The sequence below is a fragment of the Achromobacter marplatensis genome (assembly GCF_049060505.1).
GTDB lineage: Bacteria > Pseudomonadota > Gammaproteobacteria > Burkholderiales > Burkholderiaceae_B > Achromobacter > Achromobacter marplatensis_A.
Genome location: NZ_JBMGRB010000013.1, coordinates 19,942 through 39,435, shown reverse-complemented (window position 1 = coordinate 39,435; position 19,494 = coordinate 19,942). Strand labels below are relative to the sequence as shown.

At 64.8% G+C, this 19,494-nt stretch carries 16 protein-coding genes; 5 read left to right on the top strand and 11 right to left on the bottom strand.

Annotation, left to right across the window (positions count from 1 at the left end; genetic code table 11):
* Positions 1–176: 176 nt before the first annotated feature.
* On the top strand, positions 177–503 hold the full coding sequence (trxA, locus tag ACI0FO_RS26370) for a thioredoxin TrxA (RefSeq protein WP_006218534.1): 327 nt from the start codon (positions 177–179) through the stop codon (positions 501–503).
* Positions 504–620: 117 nt separating this feature from the next.
* Positions 621–1,880, top strand: a complete 1,260-nt coding sequence (rho, locus tag ACI0FO_RS26365) for a transcription termination factor Rho (protein ID WP_006218533.1) — start codon at positions 621–623, stop codon at positions 1,878–1,880.
* 66 nt (positions 1,881–1,946) lie between these two features.
* Here the strand turns inward: rho and ACI0FO_RS26360 are convergent, their stop codons facing one another.
* Entirely contained in the window at positions 1,947–5,639 is a 3,693-nt protein-coding gene (locus tag ACI0FO_RS26360) for a YhdP family protein (protein ID WP_416031597.1), read from the bottom strand.
* An 89-nt stretch (positions 5,640–5,728) separates the two neighbouring features.
* Between ACI0FO_RS26360 and glnE the strand changes: the two genes are divergently transcribed.
* Together glnE and ACI0FO_RS26350 are read left to right on the top strand one after the other, a co-directional pair.
* Positions 5,729–8,494: a bifunctional [glutamate--ammonia ligase]-adenylyl-L-tyrosine phosphorylase/[glutamate--ammonia-ligase] adenylyltransferase gene (gene glnE, locus ACI0FO_RS26355; protein WP_416031596.1), complete on the top strand. Its 2,766-nt coding sequence runs from the start codon at positions 5,729–5,731 to the stop codon at positions 8,492–8,494.
* An 85-nt stretch (positions 8,495–8,579) separates the two neighbouring features.
* The gene (locus tag ACI0FO_RS26350) at positions 8,580–9,254 is read left to right on the top strand and encodes an epoxyqueuosine reductase QueH (RefSeq protein WP_006227543.1); all 675 of its coding nucleotides are present in this window, start codon (positions 8,580–8,582) and stop codon (positions 9,252–9,254) included.
* A 30-nt stretch (positions 9,255–9,284) separates the two neighbouring features.
* Here the strand turns inward: ACI0FO_RS26350 and ACI0FO_RS26345 are convergent, their stop codons facing one another.
* The 10 genes from ACI0FO_RS26345 to ACI0FO_RS26300 form a co-directional block, all read right to left on the bottom strand.
* The gene (locus tag ACI0FO_RS26345; protein WP_416031595.1) at positions 9,285–10,238 is read right to left on the bottom strand and encodes a helix-turn-helix domain-containing protein; all 954 of its coding nucleotides are present in this window, start codon (positions 10,236–10,238) and stop codon (positions 9,285–9,287) included.
* Between the two features lie 78 nt (positions 10,239–10,316).
* Positions 10,317–10,877, bottom strand: a complete 561-nt coding sequence (locus ACI0FO_RS26340) for a cytochrome C (RefSeq protein WP_416031594.1) — start codon at positions 10,875–10,877, stop codon at positions 10,317–10,319.
* The gene (locus ACI0FO_RS26335; protein WP_416031593.1) at positions 10,874–11,413 is read right to left on the bottom strand and encodes a methylamine dehydrogenase light chain; all 540 of its coding nucleotides are present in this window, start codon (positions 11,411–11,413) and stop codon (positions 10,874–10,876) included. The genes ACI0FO_RS26340 and ACI0FO_RS26335 overlap by 4 nt, the downstream gene beginning before the upstream one ends.
* The gene (mauD, locus tag ACI0FO_RS26330) at positions 11,397–12,035 is read right to left on the bottom strand and encodes a methylamine dehydrogenase accessory protein MauD (RefSeq protein ID WP_416031592.1); all 639 of its coding nucleotides are present in this window, start codon (positions 12,033–12,035) and stop codon (positions 11,397–11,399) included. The genes ACI0FO_RS26335 and mauD overlap by 17 nt, the downstream gene beginning before the upstream one ends.
* Before the next feature lie 11 nt (positions 12,036–12,046).
* On the bottom strand, positions 12,047–12,610 hold the full coding sequence (locus ACI0FO_RS26325; protein WP_416031591.1) for a MauE/DoxX family redox-associated membrane protein: 564 nt from the start codon (positions 12,608–12,610) through the stop codon (positions 12,047–12,049).
* Positions 12,607–13,800 carry an amine dehydrogenase large subunit gene (locus tag ACI0FO_RS26320; protein ID WP_416031590.1) on the bottom strand — a complete coding sequence of 398 codons (1,194 nt, stop codon included), beginning with the start codon at positions 13,798–13,800 and terminating at the stop codon, positions 12,607–12,609. Before ACI0FO_RS26320 ends, ACI0FO_RS26325 begins: the two co-directional genes overlap by 4 nt.
* Positions 13,801–13,828: 28 nt before the next feature.
* The gene (locus tag ACI0FO_RS26315; RefSeq protein WP_416031589.1) at positions 13,829–14,710 is read right to left on the bottom strand and encodes a transporter; all 882 of its coding nucleotides are present in this window, start codon (positions 14,708–14,710) and stop codon (positions 13,829–13,831) included.
* A 70-nt stretch (positions 14,711–14,780) separates the two neighbouring features.
* A complete protein-coding gene (styD, locus tag ACI0FO_RS26310) occupies positions 14,781–16,292 on the bottom strand; it encodes a phenylacetaldehyde dehydrogenase StyD (RefSeq protein ID WP_416031588.1) in 1,512 nt (503 codons plus the stop codon).
* Between the two features lie 215 nt (positions 16,293–16,507).
* A complete protein-coding gene (locus tag ACI0FO_RS26305; RefSeq protein ID WP_416031587.1) occupies positions 16,508–17,497 on the bottom strand; it encodes a quinone oxidoreductase family protein in 990 nt (329 codons plus the stop codon).
* 52 nt (positions 17,498–17,549) lie between these two features.
* A complete protein-coding gene (locus tag ACI0FO_RS26300; RefSeq protein WP_416031586.1) occupies positions 17,550–18,530 on the bottom strand; it encodes a DMT family transporter in 981 nt (326 codons plus the stop codon).
* Positions 18,531–18,603: 73 nt separating this feature from the next.
* Here ACI0FO_RS26300 and ACI0FO_RS26295 point away from each other — a divergent pair, with 73 nt between their 5' ends.
* Positions 18,604–19,494, top strand: a complete 891-nt coding sequence (locus tag ACI0FO_RS26295; RefSeq protein WP_416031585.1) for a DMT family transporter — start codon at positions 18,604–18,606, stop codon at positions 19,492–19,494.

The window sequence follows — 19,494 nt, the reverse complement described above, 5'->3', positions numbered from 1 at the left end:
ATCACGACGACTGCGCCGCAACATCCTACACAAAACCAGCAAACCCTGTTGTTATTAACAGTGGTATGCCTGTTGTTATTGACAGTGGTATGCTTTAATCCATTCCACATACAAGAACAACGGCAAGGCGCGTCCCTTTTTACGCGCCTTTTGCTGCCGAACCGAGAATCACCATCATGAGCGACCAAATCAAGAACGTCAGTGACGCAAGCTTCGATGCCGATGTGTTGAAATCCGGCCAGCCGGTGCTGGTGGACTACTGGGCTGCCTGGTGTGGCCCCTGCAAGATGATTGCCCCGATCCTGGAAGAAGTCGCCACCGAGTACGCGGGTCGCCTGACGATCGCGAAGCTGAACGTGGACGAAAACCAGGGTACCGCCACCAAATATGGCATCCGCGGCATCCCGACCCTTATGCTCTTTAAAGACGGCCAAGCCGCCGCCACCAAAGTTGGCGCGCTGTCGAAGTCGCAACTCACCGCATTCCTGGACGGCGCGTTGTAAACTGCGTGCTGTGAACGAAGGCGCCGCCCTGGAGGCGGCGCTCATTCAAGACCGCGCGAGCCCGTCCGTGGCGCGCCGCCAGAGCCCTCCTTTACTTTTCCCCCACCAATCACCGCGATGCACCTCAACGAACTGAAGGCGCTGCATGTCTCGCAGCTGCTGGAAATGGCCGCTGGCCTGGAAATCGAGAACGCCAACCGCCTGCGCAAGCAGGAATTGATGTTCGCCATCATGAAACGGCGCGCCAAGCAAGGCGAGCAGATTTTTGGCGACGGCGTGCTGGAAGTCCTGCCCGACGGCTTCGGTTTCCTGCGCTCGCCCGAGACCTCGTATCTGGCCAGCACGGACGACATCTACATCTCGCCGTCGCAGATCCGCCGTTTCAACCTGCACACCGGCGACTCGATCGAAGGTGAAGTCCGCACGCCGAAGGATGGCGAACGCTACTTCGCCCTGGTCAAGGTGGACAAAGTCAACGGCGTGGCGCCCGAAGCGATCAAGCATCGCATCATGTTCGAGAACCTGACGCCGCTGCACCCGAACCGCACGATGCGCCTTGAACGCGACATCAAGAGCGAAGAAAACCTCACCGGCCGTATCCTGGACGTCTTCGCCCCGATCGGCATGGGCCAGCGCGGCCTGATCGTCGCCAGCCCCAAGTCGGGCAAGACGGTGATGATGCAGCACATTGCGCATGCCATCACCACCAACTACCCCGACGCGGTCATGATCGTCCTGCTGGTCGACGAACGCCCGGAAGAAGTGACCGAAATGCAACGCACGGTGCGCGGCGAAGTGGTGGCGTCGACCTTCGACGAACCCGCTACCCGTCACGTGCAAGTGGCTGAAATGGTCATCGAAAAGGCCAAGCGCCTGGTCGAAATGAAGAAAGACGTCGTGATCCTGCTGGACTCGATCACCCGTCTGGCCCGCGCCTACAACACCGTGGTGCCGGCCTCCGGCAAGGTGCTGACCGGCGGCGTGGACGCCAACGCCCTGCAACGCCCCAAGCGCTTCTTCGGCGCGGCCCGTAACCTGGAAGAAGGCGGTTCGCTGACCATCCTGGGTACGGCGCTGATCGAAACCGGCAGCCGCATGGACGAAGTCATCTACGAAGAGTTCAAGGGTACGGGTAACTCCGAAGTCCACCTTGAGCGCCGTCTGGCTGAAAAGCGCGTCTACCCGTCGATCAACCTGAACAAGTCGGGCACCCGCCGCGAAGAACTGCTGATCGCCCCCGACCTGCTGCAAAAGGTCTGGGTGCTGCGCAAGTTCATCCACGACATGGATGAAGTGCAATCCATGGAATTCATCCTGGACAAGATGCGCGCCACCAAGACCAACGCCGAATTCTTCGACATGATGAAGAAGAAGTAAGACCGGTCTTGCCCCATGAAAAAACCGCCGTCAGGCGGTTTTTTCATGGGCAAAAAGTAAGTGGCTTCAGTGCTCGATATGTTGGGGGATGCGGTTGCGGGGCGCCTCCGAACCGGCCGGCCGCGGCGTCTGTTTATCCGGCGCCTTGCCCGACCCGTCGATTGGCTCGATCTGGGGATCGTCCCAGTTGCCCGTCACCGAATACTCCATGGTCATGGCCCGCGCCAGCGGCTGCTTAAGCAGCCATTGCGTGACAAACGCGCCCAGGCCGATCAGCGGGTTCACGGCCAGCGCCGTCACCATGGCCGCGCCGCTGGCGTCCAGGTTGGGGATCACCACCGCTTTCAAGTCCCATCGTTCGCGGATGATATTGACGCCGCCCGCCAGGACGATCGCGGCCACGGGACCGGTGATCTTATAGCCTTCGGTGGACATCAGCCCGTCCGCCATCTTCACGCGCCCGCGGATGGTGTCGAACGGGAAACCGTCGCGCAGCAGATTGGTCGGATTCACATCCAAGCGCGCCAACCGCTGCAACGATTGCAGCGATAGCAGCTCCAGCAGCCGCGCCGTGCGGGAATTCACATGCATGAAACGGCCCTTGTCCAGGCTGATATCGACCTCGCCCGCCACGTCCGCGATATTGTGGGTCCATGGCAGATTGCGCCATGTTGCCTTGCCGACCGCCGAGCCTTCACCGCCGGACACCATGTTCTCGAAACCGATCCGGGTCATGAATTTTCCCAGGTCGACGAACTTGGCCGTGGCGTCCACGGACAGCCCCCGGTTGGGTCCTTCCAGGTGCCAATTGCCCGTGGCGTTCAGGTTCGCGGCGTCGTTGGTGATGGACAGCTTGTCCAGACGCCATTGCCGGCCGCGTTCCAGATTGGTGCCAATCACTTGAAGTTCGCCCATATTCTTGCCGTACAGGAAGAACTCCTTGGCTTGCAGGTCGATCGCCGGGATATCAGACAAGTCGTTGCTGGAGGCCAGGGCCTTGTCCGCCTCGTTGGTGTCATCGGCGCCCCCGAACGACAGGTGCTTCATGCGCGCGGTGATCTGGCCCGCGATCGCGCCCGATGCCTCTCGCCATTCCAATGCGCCCGTCGCCTGGCGAGACGCGATGTCCACGCGCCACTGCGCCGGCCCCGGACGCGTGGCGTACAACGTCAGGTCGTTCAATGTGTAGTTGTTGGCGCGCAGCAAACTGGCTGCCAGGCTGATGCGTTCGGGTTGCGGAAAAACGGCTTTCGCCGCCGGCTTCTTGGCGCCGCCCTTGCCCGCAGGCGTGTCGAACCCATCCAGCACGGTTTCCCACCGGTCCAGGTCGAGTTCCGGCAAGCTGGCGTTCAGGCTCATCCCGCGTTCAGGCAGGCTGGCAGGACGGCCAATACCTAGCGCGCCGCGCGCGAAGTAGGAGGGCGCCGCATCGCCAGGATCGCGTTCGAACAGCGCATTGACGTTGTCCCCCAGGCTGGCCGTGAGCCAGCGGCGGTCCTTGGCGCCGCGGTCTTGCGCCGCGGCCCATTGCAGCTTCAGCAACTGAGACGACGACGCAGGCTTGCCGACCGGCGCCGGCATATCGATCGCCATGCCGGCCAAGTCGGACTCCATCGAAATCTCGACCGCTCCCCCTTTCTGGTAGCCCACCCGGCCCCGGTAAGCCGCCTTGCCGCTAAAGCGCGACATGGAGGGCGCATGGCTCAGTTGCGACAACCCCGAGCCGGTCAACGTGCCGTCGAAACGCAGGGCGTCGGAACTTTGCGCCAGCGTGCCGAATATCTTGACCGGACCTCCCAGGAACTGGGCGCGGATATCCTTTGCCTGCACGCCCTTTTCCGAAAATTCAAGGTCGCCGCGCATCTGGCTCAGCAAAGGCATTTCGGGCATGAAGGTGAAGGCATTGTCCGCGAACACGATACGTCCCTGGACCTGGGTATCGTCCGTGTTCAGCAACGGCACTTTCAGCTTCAGCGGCATGCGCCAATCGCCTGTGCCGTGGGCCTCGTCAAGGGCGCCATCCAGCAGCCCGCCCAACGGCGAATTCGCCGCCATCGCCAGATAGGCCGGCACGGGCCCCGAGATCTCGCCGTCGAGCCGCAATTCGGCGTTATGGTCCATATCGGGAATCGTCGCCGTCACGGTGCCCAGAGTGACGGTCTGGCCCGGCCCGGTGTGCGCAATGGCGCCGCCCGGGCTATCCAGCGTCAGGCTCACCTTGTCGATACGGAAACTGCCCGACAGGTTTTCCAGCATGGGCCACCCCTTGCGATGCGGACGCGCCGGCGCGTAATCGACCTTGGCGCCGGCATAGGCGCCCGCAATGACGAATTCCCCGCCGACGCCCGGCGAATTGAAGGGGAAGTCGTCCAGGTCGCCTTTAAGCGTGATGGCGGCGGACTGCATTTCCCCCGCCGGCAAGCCGGTGGCCAACCACTCGCGGGCGTCTGCATTAACCTCCAGCGGCAAATAGCGATGTATGGCGGGCATGGCGCCGCGCACCATGGTGCCGCGCATGTCCACGCTGCCCGCCGCCGTCTTGCCTTCGCGCTGCCATTGGCCCTGCAAACGCACGTCCAGGTCGTCGTTGACGACGTGCAGCTGGGCCACGTCCACGAACCAGTCTTGCGCGTTCGGGCCTTTGATCTGGGCATCCAGCGCCAGTTCGCGCGCCGCCAGCGTGGGTTCTTCGAACACACCGGGCAGCGTGACCCGCAATTGCTGCACCGCCCCCTTGACCGAAACGTCCGCCGCCCCCGTGCTGCGCGCCAGCGGCACGTCGTCAATCTGGATGAAGTCTCCCGGCAGCCCCTGAATGCGGAACTGTGCCGAGCCGCCGCGGACGGCGGGCCCCTCATTGCCGGCCGACCAGTCCACGCCACGGACGGCGACGTCCGACGTCAGTTCGGTGAATTTGCCGCGATCCAGCTGCAACCACGCGCGGCCCGCTATCCGGCCCGCGACCGGCGGCGGTTTCACCCACGACGACCAGGCCAACGGTTCGACGTCATCCACTTCGGCATAGAGCTGCCCGCTCCAGTTTGCGGCATTTGCGGCATTGGCCGAGAACAGGCTGCGGTTGAATTCCCCGCGCACTTCCACCTTGCGTGCCAACGCGTCGCCCGCCGAGCCCCGCAGCACGAAGCGGTGCGACAGGCTGCCGTTGCGCATCAGGAAATCGACGCCGGTCAGCGTCAGCGCCGGCGCCTGGCGCAGATCGTCCTGCCAGACGATGGTCGCATCGCGGATCAACAATTCCCGCTGGGCGACCAACCAGCGCAATGTCGGATGATTCAAGTCGGACTGGTGGTCGCTGGCGTTCAGGTCAATGTCCTGCCCGGCGATCCAGAGATGGTTCGCGGGATCGCGCCGCAGCGTCAATTCAGGTTTTTCCACCCGCAGGCGCACCAGGGTGGGCGACAACGCCAGAATGCTGCGCCACCCCAGCACGGCCGACACGGAGGGCAGTGTCAAAACCGGCGCAGCCTCGTCATCGAACACCTGGACGGCGGTAAGATCAAGCTTGGGATTCAGCCCCTGCCAGTTGGCCTGGATGCCGCCGATGGCAACCCGGGCGCCCAACGCCTGGCTGGCGTAGGCCTCGATCTGGGGACGCCATTGGTCCACGCGAGGCAACACCCAGTAACGCACGCCCAGGAGCCCGATGGCCACCACGCCATAAATTGTCAGCGCGACCCAAAACAGGAAGCAGAGCACGCGACGCGCGTGCGGCGTGGGAGCGGTATTTGAAACGGACACGGATCGTGTGGGTGGGCAGGAGAAGAGGTCTTGCGGTATCGTCCCCACTTATACCTGAAACGCGCTCATTCGTCTGCCGCCCTTACGCCATGTCATCGTCCCCTCTGCTTGCCCCCGCCCTTGCCTGGTCCGGTCATTTGCGCCGCCGCCTGGACGCCCACCCCGACCTGGCCGCGTGGCTGGCCGATGCCGTGCGGCAACCGGTCACGCCTGCCCGCCTGGCGCAATGGCAGTCTGAACTGGCGGGAGCCGACGCCCCCGCCACGCTGCCGGTGGACACCTGCCGCATGGTGCTACGAAAGCTGCGCGAACGGGTATTCAGCGCGCTTATCGTGCGGGACCTGACCGGCCAGGCCGATCTTGAGGAAGTGGTCGGCGCCATGACCGCGCTGGCCGACATCGCGGTGGCGGCAGCCTACCGCAGCGTTGCGGCGGAGCTGGCGGCCGCGCATGGCGTGCCGCGCGATCCGGCCACCGGCAAGCCGCAGGAAATGCTGATCGTCGGCATGGGCAAGCTGGGCGGTTGCGAACTGAACGTATCCTCCGACATCGATCTGATCATGCTGTACGGCGAGGAAGGTGAAACGGACGGGCCGCGCCGGATCAGCCACCACGAGTTCTACGGCCGCCTGACGCGGCGCATGATGCCGGTTATTTCCGAGGTGGACGCCAACGGCCAGGTGTTCCGCACCGACTTGCGCCTGCGGCCCGACGGCGATGCCGGCCCGCTGGCCTGGAGCCTGGACGCGCTTGAGCATTACCTGATTGGCCAGGGCCGCGAATGGGAGCGCTATGCCTGGCTGAAAGCCCGGCTGATGCCCGCCCAGGCTTTCGAAGGCAGCGACAGCGGGCCGCAGGCCCGACAGCTGGAAAGCCTGCGCGTGCCTTTCGTCTATCGCAAGTATTTCGACTTTGACGCGCTGGCCGCGTTACGCGCCCTGCGCGAGCGCATCCGCCAGGACTGGCAGCGCCGCGCCATGGCGCGCAACGGCATCGACAGCGCCAACAACATCAAACTGGGCGACGGCGGCATCCGCGAAATCGAGTTCGTGGTGCAACTCAACCAGTTGATCCGCGGTGGCCGCATGCCCGCGCTGCAGAAGCGCGGCCTGCTTGAAGCGCTGCACGCCGAGCAACTGGCGGGCCTGGTGCCGGAAGACGACGCCCTGCGGCTCGAAGAGGCCTACCGCTATCTGCGCCGCACCGAGCATGCCTTGCAGTATCGGGAAGACGAGCAGACCCATCTGCTGCCCGGCGATCCGGCGCAACGCGCCGCGCTGGCGGCTGCGCTGGGCATGAGCCCGGAAGACTTCGAAAGCAGACTTGCCGCGCACCGCAAGTTCGTATCGCAGACGTTCCGCAACGTGTTCCGCATGGTGGGCATGGGCGATGCGGAAGACACCAGCACGCCGGCCGACGATGCGCCCGAAACGCCCGACAATGAATGCGAGCTGGCCGAACAGATCCGGCAGGCGTTTGGCGACGAGGCGCAAGACTTGCTGCGCCGCACTGAAACCTTGCTGGGCAGCCATCGCGTTCGCAGCCTGCCCGAAAGCAGCCGCCGCCGCATGGAGGTCCTGTTGCCGGCCGCCCTGCGCGCCGCGCGCCAGACGCCGGCGCCGCTGGACGCCGCCGTGCGCCTGTTCGACCTGATCGAAAAAATCGCGCAACGCAGCGCCTATCTGGCGCTGTTGGCCGAATACCCGGACACGCTGGCGCGCGTGGCGCGAATGGTTGCCGCCAGCCCGTGGGCCGCGCAATACCTGACGCAGCACCCGCTGCTGCTGGACAGCCTGATCGATTGGCGCACGCTGTTCGAACCGCTGGATTTCGCGCAGATCGCCCGGCAACTGACCGCCGACCTGGACGCCTGCCGGCTGCCCGATGGCGACCCCGACATCGAGCGCCAGATGAACCTGATGCGCGACGTGCAGCGCCAGGCCAGCTTCCAGTTGCTGGCGCAGGATCTGGAAGGCGAGCTCACGGTGGAAAAGCTGGCGGACCAGTTGTCGGCGCTGGCCGACCTGCTGCTGACCGAAACCATCCGGCGCGCCTGGCCGCTGGTGAACAAGGTGCCCGGCGCCCTGCCCCATTTCGCCGTCATCGCCTATGGCAAGTTGGGCGGCAAGGAACTGGGCTATGCCTCGGATCTGGACCTGGTGTTTCTGTTCGACGATCCGCGCGAGGATGCCGCCGAGGTCTACGCGAAACTTGGCCGGCGCATGACCTCGTGGTTGTCGACCATGACGTCGTCCGGCCGGCTCTACGAGGTAGACCTGCGCCTGCGGCCGGACGGCGACGCCGGGCTGCTGGCCGTGTCGGTGGAAGCCTTCGAGCAATACCAGAACAAGCATGCCTGGGCCTGGGAACACCAGGCGTTGACCCGTGCGCGGCATGCCGCGGGCGACGCCGATGTGGGCGCCCGCTTCGAGAATATCCGCGAAACCATCCTGGTGCAGCCCCGCGACCCGGCCGCGCTGCGTACCGAAGTGCTGGCCATGCGCGAAAAGATCAACGCGGGCCATCCGAACACCAGCCAGAAGTTCGACCTGAAGCACGACCGCGGCGGCATGGTCGACGTGGAATTCGTCACGCAATACCTGGTGCTGTGCTATGCGGGCACCCATCCGGTGCTGGTGCGCAACCTGGGCAACATCACCCTGTTGCGGCTGGCCGGCGAAGCCGGGCTGATCCCGCCCGAGCTGGCCGCGCGCGCCGGCGACGCCTACCGTGTCTTGCGCCGCGTCCAGCATCAACTGCGCATGCAGGGCGTGGAAAAAGCGCGCGTGGGGCCGGAACAACTGGTGGATGAACGCACGGCGGTGCGCGAGCTATGGGACGCGGTGCTGGGCTAGGGCGGGTCAAGCGGCCCCAGCCCTTGCCCGGCGGACGGCAACTCGCGGTAAAATAAGGGGTTTTCCGTCTTTTTACCCGCAAGCCATGTCCGAACTCGTCCGCCCCAAGCTTGACCTCCCCGCCGGCCGCAGCAAGGTGCTGATGCACTCGTGCTGCGCGCCCTGTTCCGGCGAAGTCATGGAAGCCATGACGGCCTCCGGCATCGATTACGCGATCTACTTCTACAACCCGAACATCCATCCGGTCAAGGAATACGAGATCCGCAAGCAGGAGAACATCCGCTTCGCCGAACAGCACGGCATCGAATTCATCGATGCCGACTACGACATGGACAACTGGTTCGACCGCGTGAAGGGTATGGAAAACGCCCCGGAACGCGGCGAACGCTGCACCGCCTGCTTCGACATGCGCTTTGAACGCACCGCGTTGTATGCGCACGAGCACGGGTTCGACACCATTACCAGTTCGCTTGGCATTTCGCGCTGGAAAGACATGAACCAGATCAACGGTTGCGGCGAACGCGCGGCAGCCCGCTACGACGATCTGGTCTATTGGACCTACAACTGGCGCAAGGGCGGCGGTTCTGCCCGCATGATCGAAATCAGCAAGCGCGAGAACTTCTACCAGCAGGAATATTGCGGCTGCGTCTATTCCCTGCGCGACACCAACCGCCACCGCCGTTCGCAAGGCCGCGACCGCATCCACATCGGTGTGAAGTTCTACGGCAAGGAAGACCTGATCAACGAAGAGCTGCTCTGATCCTGAAGCAGCGTTGATTCCCGGGCCGCGCTAACGCGCCTGGCGGCGGTATTCCGACGGCGATGCGCCGTAACGCTTGCGGAACGCGTGGCTGAAACGCGCCGCATCGGAAAACCCGAACCGGTACGCAATATCCCCGATTTGCCGCACGGATTGCGTGGCGTCGCACAGTGCGTCCCGGCTGCGCTCCAACCTGGCGCTAAGGATGAAATCGGCGGGCGTGGTGGCCGCCAGCGCGAACAGGTTGTACAGATAGCGCCGCGACATCCGGAACGCCGTGGCCGCGGACGCTGGCGACAAGTCCGGATCGTGCAGGTTTTCAAGAATGTACTGCTGGACGCGGCGCAACTGCGCCTGCTTCAGGCACGCCTGGTCTTGCTCGGCCAGCCCCCCTGCCCGCTCGCTGATATCCAGCCCCATCATCTGCAATACCGCATTGGCCGCATCGCGCGCCGCGCTTTCGGACAAATGGGCCTGTTCGCCCAACGCGACGCGCAGCAGGTCCATGGCCATGCGGCCGCAGCCGTGCTGACCGCTGAAGGTCCGGGCCACGGCGTTCTGCATATAGGGCTGCCAGGCTTCGGTTTGCTTGCCGGGCACCTGCATCACCAGGAAATGCGCGCCGTCGTCCACGTCGACCTCATACGGCCGGGTGGTGTCGTAGATGCTCCATTCCCCGGGCATCAGCAAGGCGGTACGATTGGACTGGCGGATTTCGCTGCGGCCCGCCAGTTGCAGCGTGACCTTGTAGCCGGCTTCCTCGGCGCGGGCGGCCAGCAGCTTGCTGCGGCGTACACGTTGCGCGCTGCTGTGCAATTCGCTGACCTGCATCCAGCCCAGGCAGCCCACCGCCACGCTGTTGCGAAAACGCGTGGGAAACACGGCCGACACTTCCAGAGGCACGAAGGTGCTGCTGATGCTTTCCTGCCAGCTGGCGCAATCCAGGAAGTGCCTGGGCGCGCTGCGCAAAAGGGATGATGACATGGCGACTCCGGTGCTGCCTATTTCTAGCACTGCACGCCAGAGGGGAGTATCGGTGACAACCCCTAACTGCCTGCCGGATTACGGTTTCCTGTCGCGTCCATACGAATATTCGGACAACGAGAAGCCCATCGACGAGAGCGTTTCGGCCAATTGATGGCGCACTGGCACCACGTCGTCATAGCGGTTCGGCCTGGCCGCCGCGACCTCTTCTTCGGTATAGGGGGTGAAATCGGCCGGCAACTGAGCGGGACTGAATTCGCCCACCACCCAATTCAACACCGCAGCGAGTTCGGCGTTGCTCAATTGCGAATGGGCGGCGCCCGGCACGCGGATCAGATACTCGCGGCCAGCCGGCAGATGCGTGAACGCGCCGACCGAGTGGCGGAAATCCGGAATGCCGTGCGGGCTGCTGCCCCGGCCGTCCACGCGGTGGCAGCCCGCGCACTGCAGCACGTAGTCGGCGCGCACGCCTTGCCGCAGGCGGCTGGCATCGGCGATGTCCGCATCCTGCTGCCCTGGCGGCTGCCGCGCCTGTTGCAGAACGCCCTCCTGCGCCGCCGCGCCTTGCATCCCGCACAGCAGGATGGCCAGGGCAACGCCCTCGCGCCATCCCGCCAGCCGCCGCCCCCAGGGCCTCATGGCTTTGGCGCCGCCTTGGGTTGCAATTGAGGTTTGGCTAAGCCCACGATCACCGAGGTCGTGCAGTGAAAGACCGATGACTCGTTGGACATGCACCAGTTCACGTCGTTGTGCAGGAACATCTGATAGCCCGGACGTTCGCGTTCGGCCGACGCGCACATGCACTTGCCGCACGCGGCCTTGCCGCAGCAGTCGTTGTAGCTGATGAGGTAGTCCTTGCCATCCAGCGGATTGTGGCATGTCCCTACCCACGACACGGCGGACGGCGACGTGCCGGGTGGGCACGACGTCATGCTGCCGCCGCAGCAGGAACACAAGAACCCGTCCACCGCGCAATAGCGCCAGTAATCGCATGCCGTATCGTCCATCTGCGGCTTCTTGCCGGCAGCGGGGGCCGAACGGGCCACCGGCAGCACGGGCATCAGGAAAGCCGTCCCGACCAGCAGCTTGCCGATGCGGTTGAGGACGCTGCGACGCGACGTGGCGTGCGCGACCGAGCGCGCGGCGCGCTCACCCAATTTATCCAGCCAGTGCATTGCCGCTCTCCTTCCTGGAAATCCGGGTCTCGTCCAGCGTGCCGCCGGCCAGGAAATCCTGCACCGATGCCACGCCCAGTTCCTTGGCAGTGAACAGGCTTTCCAGCTGCTCGCGGGAATTGATCAGGCCCTTGGCGCGCAACACGCCCGACTCGTCGAGCAGCACCGCATACGGCAATTTGCTGATCTGGAATTTCATGCCCAGTTCGGTCGACAGCAAATACGGGAACCGTTCCAACCCGGCCTGCTTGTAGAACGCCAGATGTTCCGGCATGTCGCCGTCGCTGGCCAGCACGATGCGCAGCCAGGCGCTTTCCGTGCTGGCGACCGATTTCAGGATGGGCAACAACTTCTTGCACACGGGGCACGTGGGCGACAGGAAGAACAGCAGCTGGCTGTGTTGGCCGCGTTCGCCGATAGTGATCCGGCGGCCCAACAGGTCGGGCAGTTCGAATCGCGGCGCGGCCTCGCCCACGGCCGGTCCTTTATCCATGGTCAGCGCCCCCATCGGGGCCACGCGCTCATACAGCACGCCAATCTGGCGAGACAGGGCCAGGATGACCAACACCAGGCACAGCACCACGCCCCACAGCAGGAAATTGGAAATGATCAAGGCATCCATATGACACTCCTTCAGAGATTTCGCAGCTTGAGATGCGAAGCCAAAAGATGATTGGCGGTGAAGTACAGGCCCACGGCGGTCATCGCCAGGCCGAAGACGGCGGCGGCATCCGCCCATTGCAGGCTGCGCGATTGCCCGGCCGCGGCGATCAGCACGGGCGCGGTCCATAGCGCCAGCACCGCGTTGCGCAGCACCAGCCACCATGACAGCCCGCCGCCCTGCGCGGCATCGCGTCCGCCTCGGCCCAGGGACGCGGGCCCCCCGCAGCCGCAATCGATGTCGCGATGCCCGCGCGCCAGGTTGAATGCCAACGCCAGCGTCGCCACGCCCAGCACCAGCAACGCCAGTGCCGCGCCCGCCACCTGGACCGACGGCATCAGCAGCATGGCGCCAGCGGCGGCTTCCATCAAGGCATAGGCCCCCGCGAATGCACCGCTCCAGGCGGCGGGCAGGATGTCGTAGGCCGCCACGGCGCGCGAAAACCCCGGCAGGTCTTTTAGTTTTTCAAGCGCCCCCAACAGCAGCACGCAGGCCAATGCGGCGCTGGCGCCATAAAGCAGGACCGGATCGTTCATTTCGAGCCTCCCGCCGGTTGCGGTTCAACTTGCAGCGCCGTTTCGCCTGCCGCCTGGATCGTGGTCTTGAACACCGGGGCCACGGGCGCCGCATCGTAGATGTTGACGTTGCCCCCATCGATGGTGAACAGCCGCGGCTTGTCGTCCTGCGAGACCGACATCGACAAGGCATTCTTGCCGGGCACCCGCGCCAGCCGCTTGTGCGTGGCCAGGTCATATACCCAGATCTCGGCCGCGGGCGTCTTGTGCGTGCCTTCCGCGCCGTTCGGATGCATGCCCACGTATAGCCGCTTTGTGGCCCGGTTGATGGCCAGCAAGTTGTAGCCGCCGGGCCGCCAGCCGCGATCCTTGCCAGATGCGTCCAGCAGCGACCACGGCGCGCCGAAGCTGACTTCCTTGCCGCTGAAGTCGGCGCTGTAGACGTTGCCGTTGTAGGACACGAAATAGAAGGTGTCGCCCAGGTTCTCGGTGTGCGTGAAGATGGGGTCTTTCTCAAGTTCGAACATCGGTTTGCTGCGCTGCTGGCCGGCCGGTTTCCCGGCCGCGTCCAGGTCGATGGTCAGCAACGCGCCGTCGCCACAGATGGTGGCGAAACTGCGCGGGCGCGAGGGTAATGGAATGATGCTCCAGCAGCCCGCGGCGGCCGTGATTTCGTCGGTGAACTGCCGGGTCTTCAGGTCCACGACCGTGACGGATGTCGCAGGCGTGGCGTTCTGCACGAACAACAGACCACCGTCGGTGCTCTGGCGCAGGTAGTTGCGGTAGTTCAGCGCCTGCGCGCGCTTCTGCGGGATCGGCACTTCATACTTGGGGGTCAGCGTCTCGGCGTCCCAGGCCTCGATCACGTCGGTGCGCTTGCCGCGATTGAGCCGTTCGTAATAGGTCGTCATGACATAGAGGTCGCGCCCATCGGCGGACACGGTCATGTGGCCGTTGAACGACGTGGGCACCAAGCCCAGGAATTTCCCGGAGTCGCCGTCGTAGATGTTGACCCGGCTGTCGACCAGGTGGTTGAAGACCGCATCCATCACGTACAGCCGGTGCGGCGTGGCCGGCGGCAAGCGGGCGCCGCCCTTGAGTTCTTCCACGGGCAGGTCCGCCCAGGCCAGGCCCGTGGCGCTGGCAAGGGCGGCGCATAACGCCCACCGTCCGGCCCGCGATGCGCGTGATGTGGCTCGAAGCGCAATCATCGATGTTCTCCTCTCATGATCCGGTTTCCTAGAACGCGTAGACGTAGCGCAACTGCACGCCACGCATCCGCGGCCCGTTCTCGACCTTCAGGTCGTGGATGTACTGCATCTGAATCTGGTTGGCGTCGTTGATCTGGTGCGTCAGTTCGACGGCCAGTTGGTGGTTGCGTGCCCGCGTGGCGACGGTTTCGCCCGAGGACGTTTCACGTCCACCGGTTTCGTACCGGTAGCGGATGCCCGTGTAGGTGTCGGGGGTCAGGTTGGTCGACGCCAGCGCGAAGAAGCGGAACGACGGGTCTTTTTTCAGCGTCTGGCCGTACCAATCGGTGTTGCGCCCGTAGATTTCCACTTCGGCGATGGCCTCCAGGAACGTGGATTCGCCCACGCCCTTGACGAACGAGAAGTCCTGGATGGTGGACCAGCGGTTCTTGCCGGGCGACACGTCGGGGCGGGACCGATCGTAGCGGCCCACGGGCGCCACGATAAATGGCTCCCACGCGAACCAGGTCTTGGTCTGCTCATTGTTGTAGAGCCAGATCGCCGAGCCCAGCGTCACGTCGCCGATGCCGGTCTGGTGGTCGCCCGGCGCGCCTGGCAGGTCCAGCGACGTCCGGTACATGGGCACGATGAATTCCAGCTGCACGGTTTTGCCATAGAAGTCGCGGTAGTGCATCTGGCGGTAGATCAACGCGTTGACGTCCAGCGACGCGCCGTCCACCCGCTTGCCCTCGGAATACAGCCCTGACGAGCGCAGGCCCGCCAAGTAACCGGCCACGATGTTGGTGCCCACGGGCGCAGGTATCCAGTCGCGTGCGCTGGGGTCGCCCGCCCATGCCGGCTGCGCGGCGCCCAGCCATGCCAGCACCAGCGCGGCGCCCGTCCGGGCGCGGCCATGTGTCTTACTTGCCATGCACTTCCCCTTGGTCTCGCGAACGCGCCGCCGCCGGTATCTCCCGGCTTGGCCAGCGCATCGCCACGTTCTAGTACGCGATGCAGACGGACTTCTTCTCCAGGTACATCTCGATCACGGCGCGGCCGTGTTCGCGGCCGATTCCGGATTGCTTGAATCCGCCGAACGGCATGTTGGGATCCAGCATGTTGTGGGTATTGACCCAGACCGTGCCCGCGTCGATGCGCGGAATCAGGCGTTGCACGCGGGACAGGTCGTTGCTCCAGAGGCTGGCGCCTAGCCCGAACGCGCTGTCGTTGGCCAGCCGCACGGCGTCATCCAGCGTGTCGAATGGTTGCGCCACGACGACGGGCCCAAAGATCTCTTCCTGAGCGATGCGGGCGTCTTGCGGGACATCCGCGAATACCGTGGGCCGCACGAAGTAGCCCGGCCCGTCGCCCGCGCCGCCCCCCGCCAACACGCGGCCGCCTTCCGCCCGGCCAATACCGATGTAGTCCAGGACACGCCGTTGATGCCGGGCCGACACCAGCGGCCCGACCTGCGTGGCCGCATCGAAACCGGACCCCAGCGTCAACCCGGCCGCCACATCCGCCAGCCCTTGCACGACCTTGTCATACAAGCCCCGCTGCACGTATAGCCGCGATCCGGCCGTGCAAACCTGGCCTTGATTGAAGAAGATGGCTGCGGCGGCGCCTTGAATGGCGCGGTCGGCATCGCAATCGTCCAGCACGATCACTGGCGACTTGCCGCCCAGCTCCAGCGAGACGCGCTTCATGTCGTCCATCGCCGCCCGCCCGATCAGCTTGCCGACCTCGGTGGAACCCGTGAACGCGATTTTGTCGATGCCCGGGTGCGCCACCAGTGCCGCGCCGGCCGTTTCACCCCGTCCCGTGATCACGTTGACGACGCCGGGCGGAAAGCCGGCTTCCAGGGCCAGCTCCGCCAGCCGCAGGGCGGTCAGCGGCGTTTCCTCGGCAGGTTTGAGCACCACGGTGCAGCCCGTGGCCAACGCCGGCGCGATCTTCCACACCGCCATCAGCAACGGGAAGTTCCACGGGATGATCGCGCCGACCACACCGACGGGCTGCGCCAACGTGTAGGCGCTGTATTGGACGCCCGGCGGGAAAGGAATCGACAAGGACAGGGTGTCGCCCGTGATTTTGGTGGCCCACCCGGCCATGTAGCGCAGCCATTGCGCACCGGCGCCCACTTCCAGGCCCTGGGCGATGCCCAGAAGCTTGCCGTTGTTCAGTGTCTCCAGGCGGGCCAGTTCGGTGCCGTGCTGCTCCAGCAGGTCGGCCAGTTTCAGCAGCAGCCGTTCACGGCCGGCGGGCAGCATGTCGTGCCAGGGCCCAGAGGCGAACGCGCGGCGCGCGGCCTGCACCGCCAGGTCCACTTGTACGGGGCCGGCATCCGGCTGATGCGCGATGACCTGCCCGGTGGCCGGGTCATAGACGGGGATGGGCTTGCCCCGCCCTTCGTGCATCGGCTTGCCGTCGATCAGCATGAATTCCCGGATCGCGCCCAATTCCGGACGGTCGGCCCCCGCAGGGCCCACGGTCGAAACGCTTGCTGAAGACATCTGAAGCTCCCACGGAAAGTGTGGAAGCCAGAATAGCAACGGCATGCCAGGCTGGCTTGTCGGGCCGTGCATGGCGATTTGTCATTCTGCGCACGCCCCAGGTTTTTTATCGACGACGGGCCTGCCCCAAGAAAAAGGCCAGGCAAACCGCGCTTGGCGGTCTTGCCTGGCCCGTTGCGGGCTCGCTCGGGAGCCCGCGCGGCGGGTATCGCCGATCAGTCCAGCATCAGCACCGTGGCGCCAGTGGTCTTGCGCGAGGCCAGCGCGGTCTGGGCTTCGCCCACTTGCTCCAGGCTGTAGCGTTGGTCGATACGGACCTTGATCTTCTTCTTCAGCACCAGGTCGAACACTTCTTCCGACGCGGCCTGGAGCTTTTCCAGCGTGTTCACATGCACGCCCAGCGACGGACGCGTGACGTACAAGCTTCCCTTCTGGTTCAGCACGGCCAGGTTGACGCCGGCGACCGGGCCGGACGCGTTGCCAAAGCTGACCATCAGGCCGCGCGGTTCGATGCAGTCCAGCGAGGTTTCCCACGTGTCCTTGCCCACGCCGTCATACACCACCGGTACTTTCTTGCCGCCCGTCAGTTCCAGCACGCGCTCCGCGACGTTTTCGCGCGAATAGTCGATGGTTTCCCAGGCGCCGTTGGCGCGGGCCAGTTCCGCCTTTTCCGGGCTGGAGACCGTACCGATCAGCTTCACGCCCAGGGCCTTGGCCCATTGGCAGGCGATCAGGCCCACGCCGCCAGCGGCGGCGTGGAACAGAATGGTCTCGCCGCCTTGCAAGCGGTAGGTCTGGCGGAACAGATACTGCACCGTCAGGCCCTTGAGCATCAATGCGGCGGCCTCATCGAAACCGATGCCCTTGGGCACCTTGACGACTTGATTGGCCGGCACGTTACGCGCCTTGGCGTATGCGCCGATGGGGCTTTGGCCGTAGGCGACGCGGTCGCCCTTTTTCAAATGCTTGACGTCCGCGCCCACCGCCGTGACCTCGCCGGCGGCTTCAAAGCCCAGGCCGTGCGGCAACGGATGCGGATACAGGCCCGTGCGGAAATAGATATCGATGAAATTCAGGCCGGCGGCGTGTTGTTCAATCGTGACTTCATTGGGCGCGGGCGGCAGGACTTCCACCTCGACCAGCTTCAGGACTTCAGGACCACCATGCTGCTCGATACGAATTGCCTTGACGAGATTGCTGGCCATGCGGGCCTCCTTTCATTGGAAATATTTGGGGTGTAACCGGAAAAACCAGACTTCAGCGCGGCGGGCGGGCCTCGCGCGGCGTGGCGGACGCCTGCTTGCCGGCGCCGACGCCCATCAGGGCGAGCACGCCGGCCAACACCAACGCGGTCCCCGCCATCTGCCATACGGTGATGGGCTCGTTCAGGAACCACGACGCCAGGAACAGCACCGACACCGGCCCCACCATGCCCAGCAGCGACGCCGTGGGCGCGCCAATCAGCGACACCGCCCACATCAGCATGAAGACCGGCACCACCGTGTTCAGCGTGGCATGGATCACGGAATATCCGTAGACCCCGGCCGGTTGAATCAGCATCGACGGCGGATGAATTACGAAAAACTGGATGATGCAGGCCACGCACGACACCAGCATGGCATAAGCCACCAGGCGCGTCGGTCCGACCCGCTTGATCAGTTCGCCAGAACAAATCAGGTAGACAGAATAGCTTGCCGCCGAGCCAAAAACGAACAAAGACCCTAACAGCACCTCGCCACCGCCGCCGAAGGACAGGTCATGGGCGAACACCAGCACCACGCCCGCATAGGACAAGACCATGGCCAGCCATTGCCGACGCTCGACCGGCCGCTTGAACCAGAACGCGGACAGCAGCACGACGAGCGAGGGCGACAGGAACAGAATCAGGCGTTCCAGGCTGGCGGTGATATAGCGCAGCCCCAGGAAATCAAGAAAGCTGGACAGGTAATAGCCCAATAGGCCCAGCACAATGACCTGCGCGCGTTCCTTGCCCGTCATCACCACAATTTCGCCGCGCGTGGCGCGGCGCGACTGATGCCAGGCCACGGCCGCGAAGAACGGCATGGCGAATAGCATGCGGAAAGCGATGAGCGTGACCGCGTCGATACCGTAGCGGTAGGTGAATTTGACGACAATCGCCTTGGCGGAAAACAGGACCGCGCCTAGCGTCGCCATAAGGATGCCGGCCGCGCGGCCGGACGGCAAGGAAGGCGGCAAAAACTTGGCAAGACGATTCATGCGATGATTTTAGATTCAGTGCAAACCGATTTGCACGCCCATCCCCGCTTTTTGGCATCAAATTCCCCATCGCATGACCCGACAACGCGCTCTGACCCACATCCACATCGCCGCCGTGCTGTTCGGCCTGACCGGCGTCTTCGGAGAGCTGATCCAGGCCAGCGCCGCCGTCATCACGCTGGGGCGGGCGGTGTTCGCGGTGATTTCGCTTGGCGTGTTCGCCCGCATGCGGCGCAAGCCGCTGCTGGGTGTGCTGACGCCCGCGCAACTGTTCGTGCTGGTGATCGCCGGCGCGCTGCTGGCCGCTCATTGGGTCACGTTCTTCATTTCGGTCAAAGTAGGCGGCATCGCCATCGCCACGCTGGGCTTCGCGAGCTTCCCCGCCTTCATCACGCTGTTCGAAGGCCTGATCTTCCGCGAGCGCATCCGGGCGGCCGAATGGATGCTGCTGGGACTGGTCACCGCCGGCCTGGTGTTGGTCACCCCGTCGTTCGACTTCGCCGACCAGGGCACGATCGGCCTGGCATGGGGGCTGCTGTCGGGCCTGACCTTCGCCCTGCTGGCGCTAAGCAACCGGCGTTCTGCCTCCGGCATGGACCCGATGCAGGTGGCCTGCTGGCAAAACGTGGTGGTGGCGCTGGTGATGGTGCCGTTCGCCGTCGGCCAGTTGCCCGCCCTGCCCGCCATGGACTGGCTCTGGCTGGCCTTGCTGGGCGTGTTCTGCACGGGACTGTCGCACTACCTGTTCGTCTCCAGCCTGACTCGGCTGAATGCGCGCAGCGCCGGTTTGGTGATTGCCCTGGAACCGGTCTACGCCATCGCCTTCGCCTGGGCGCTGTTCAACCAGGAACCCACGCCGCGCATGATGGCGGGCGCCGCCCTGATCGTGGCCGCCATCGTGTGGTCCGGCCTGCGCAAGAGTGCGGCGACGGACGTCGGCGCGCCTCCCGAAACGCAGCCTTGA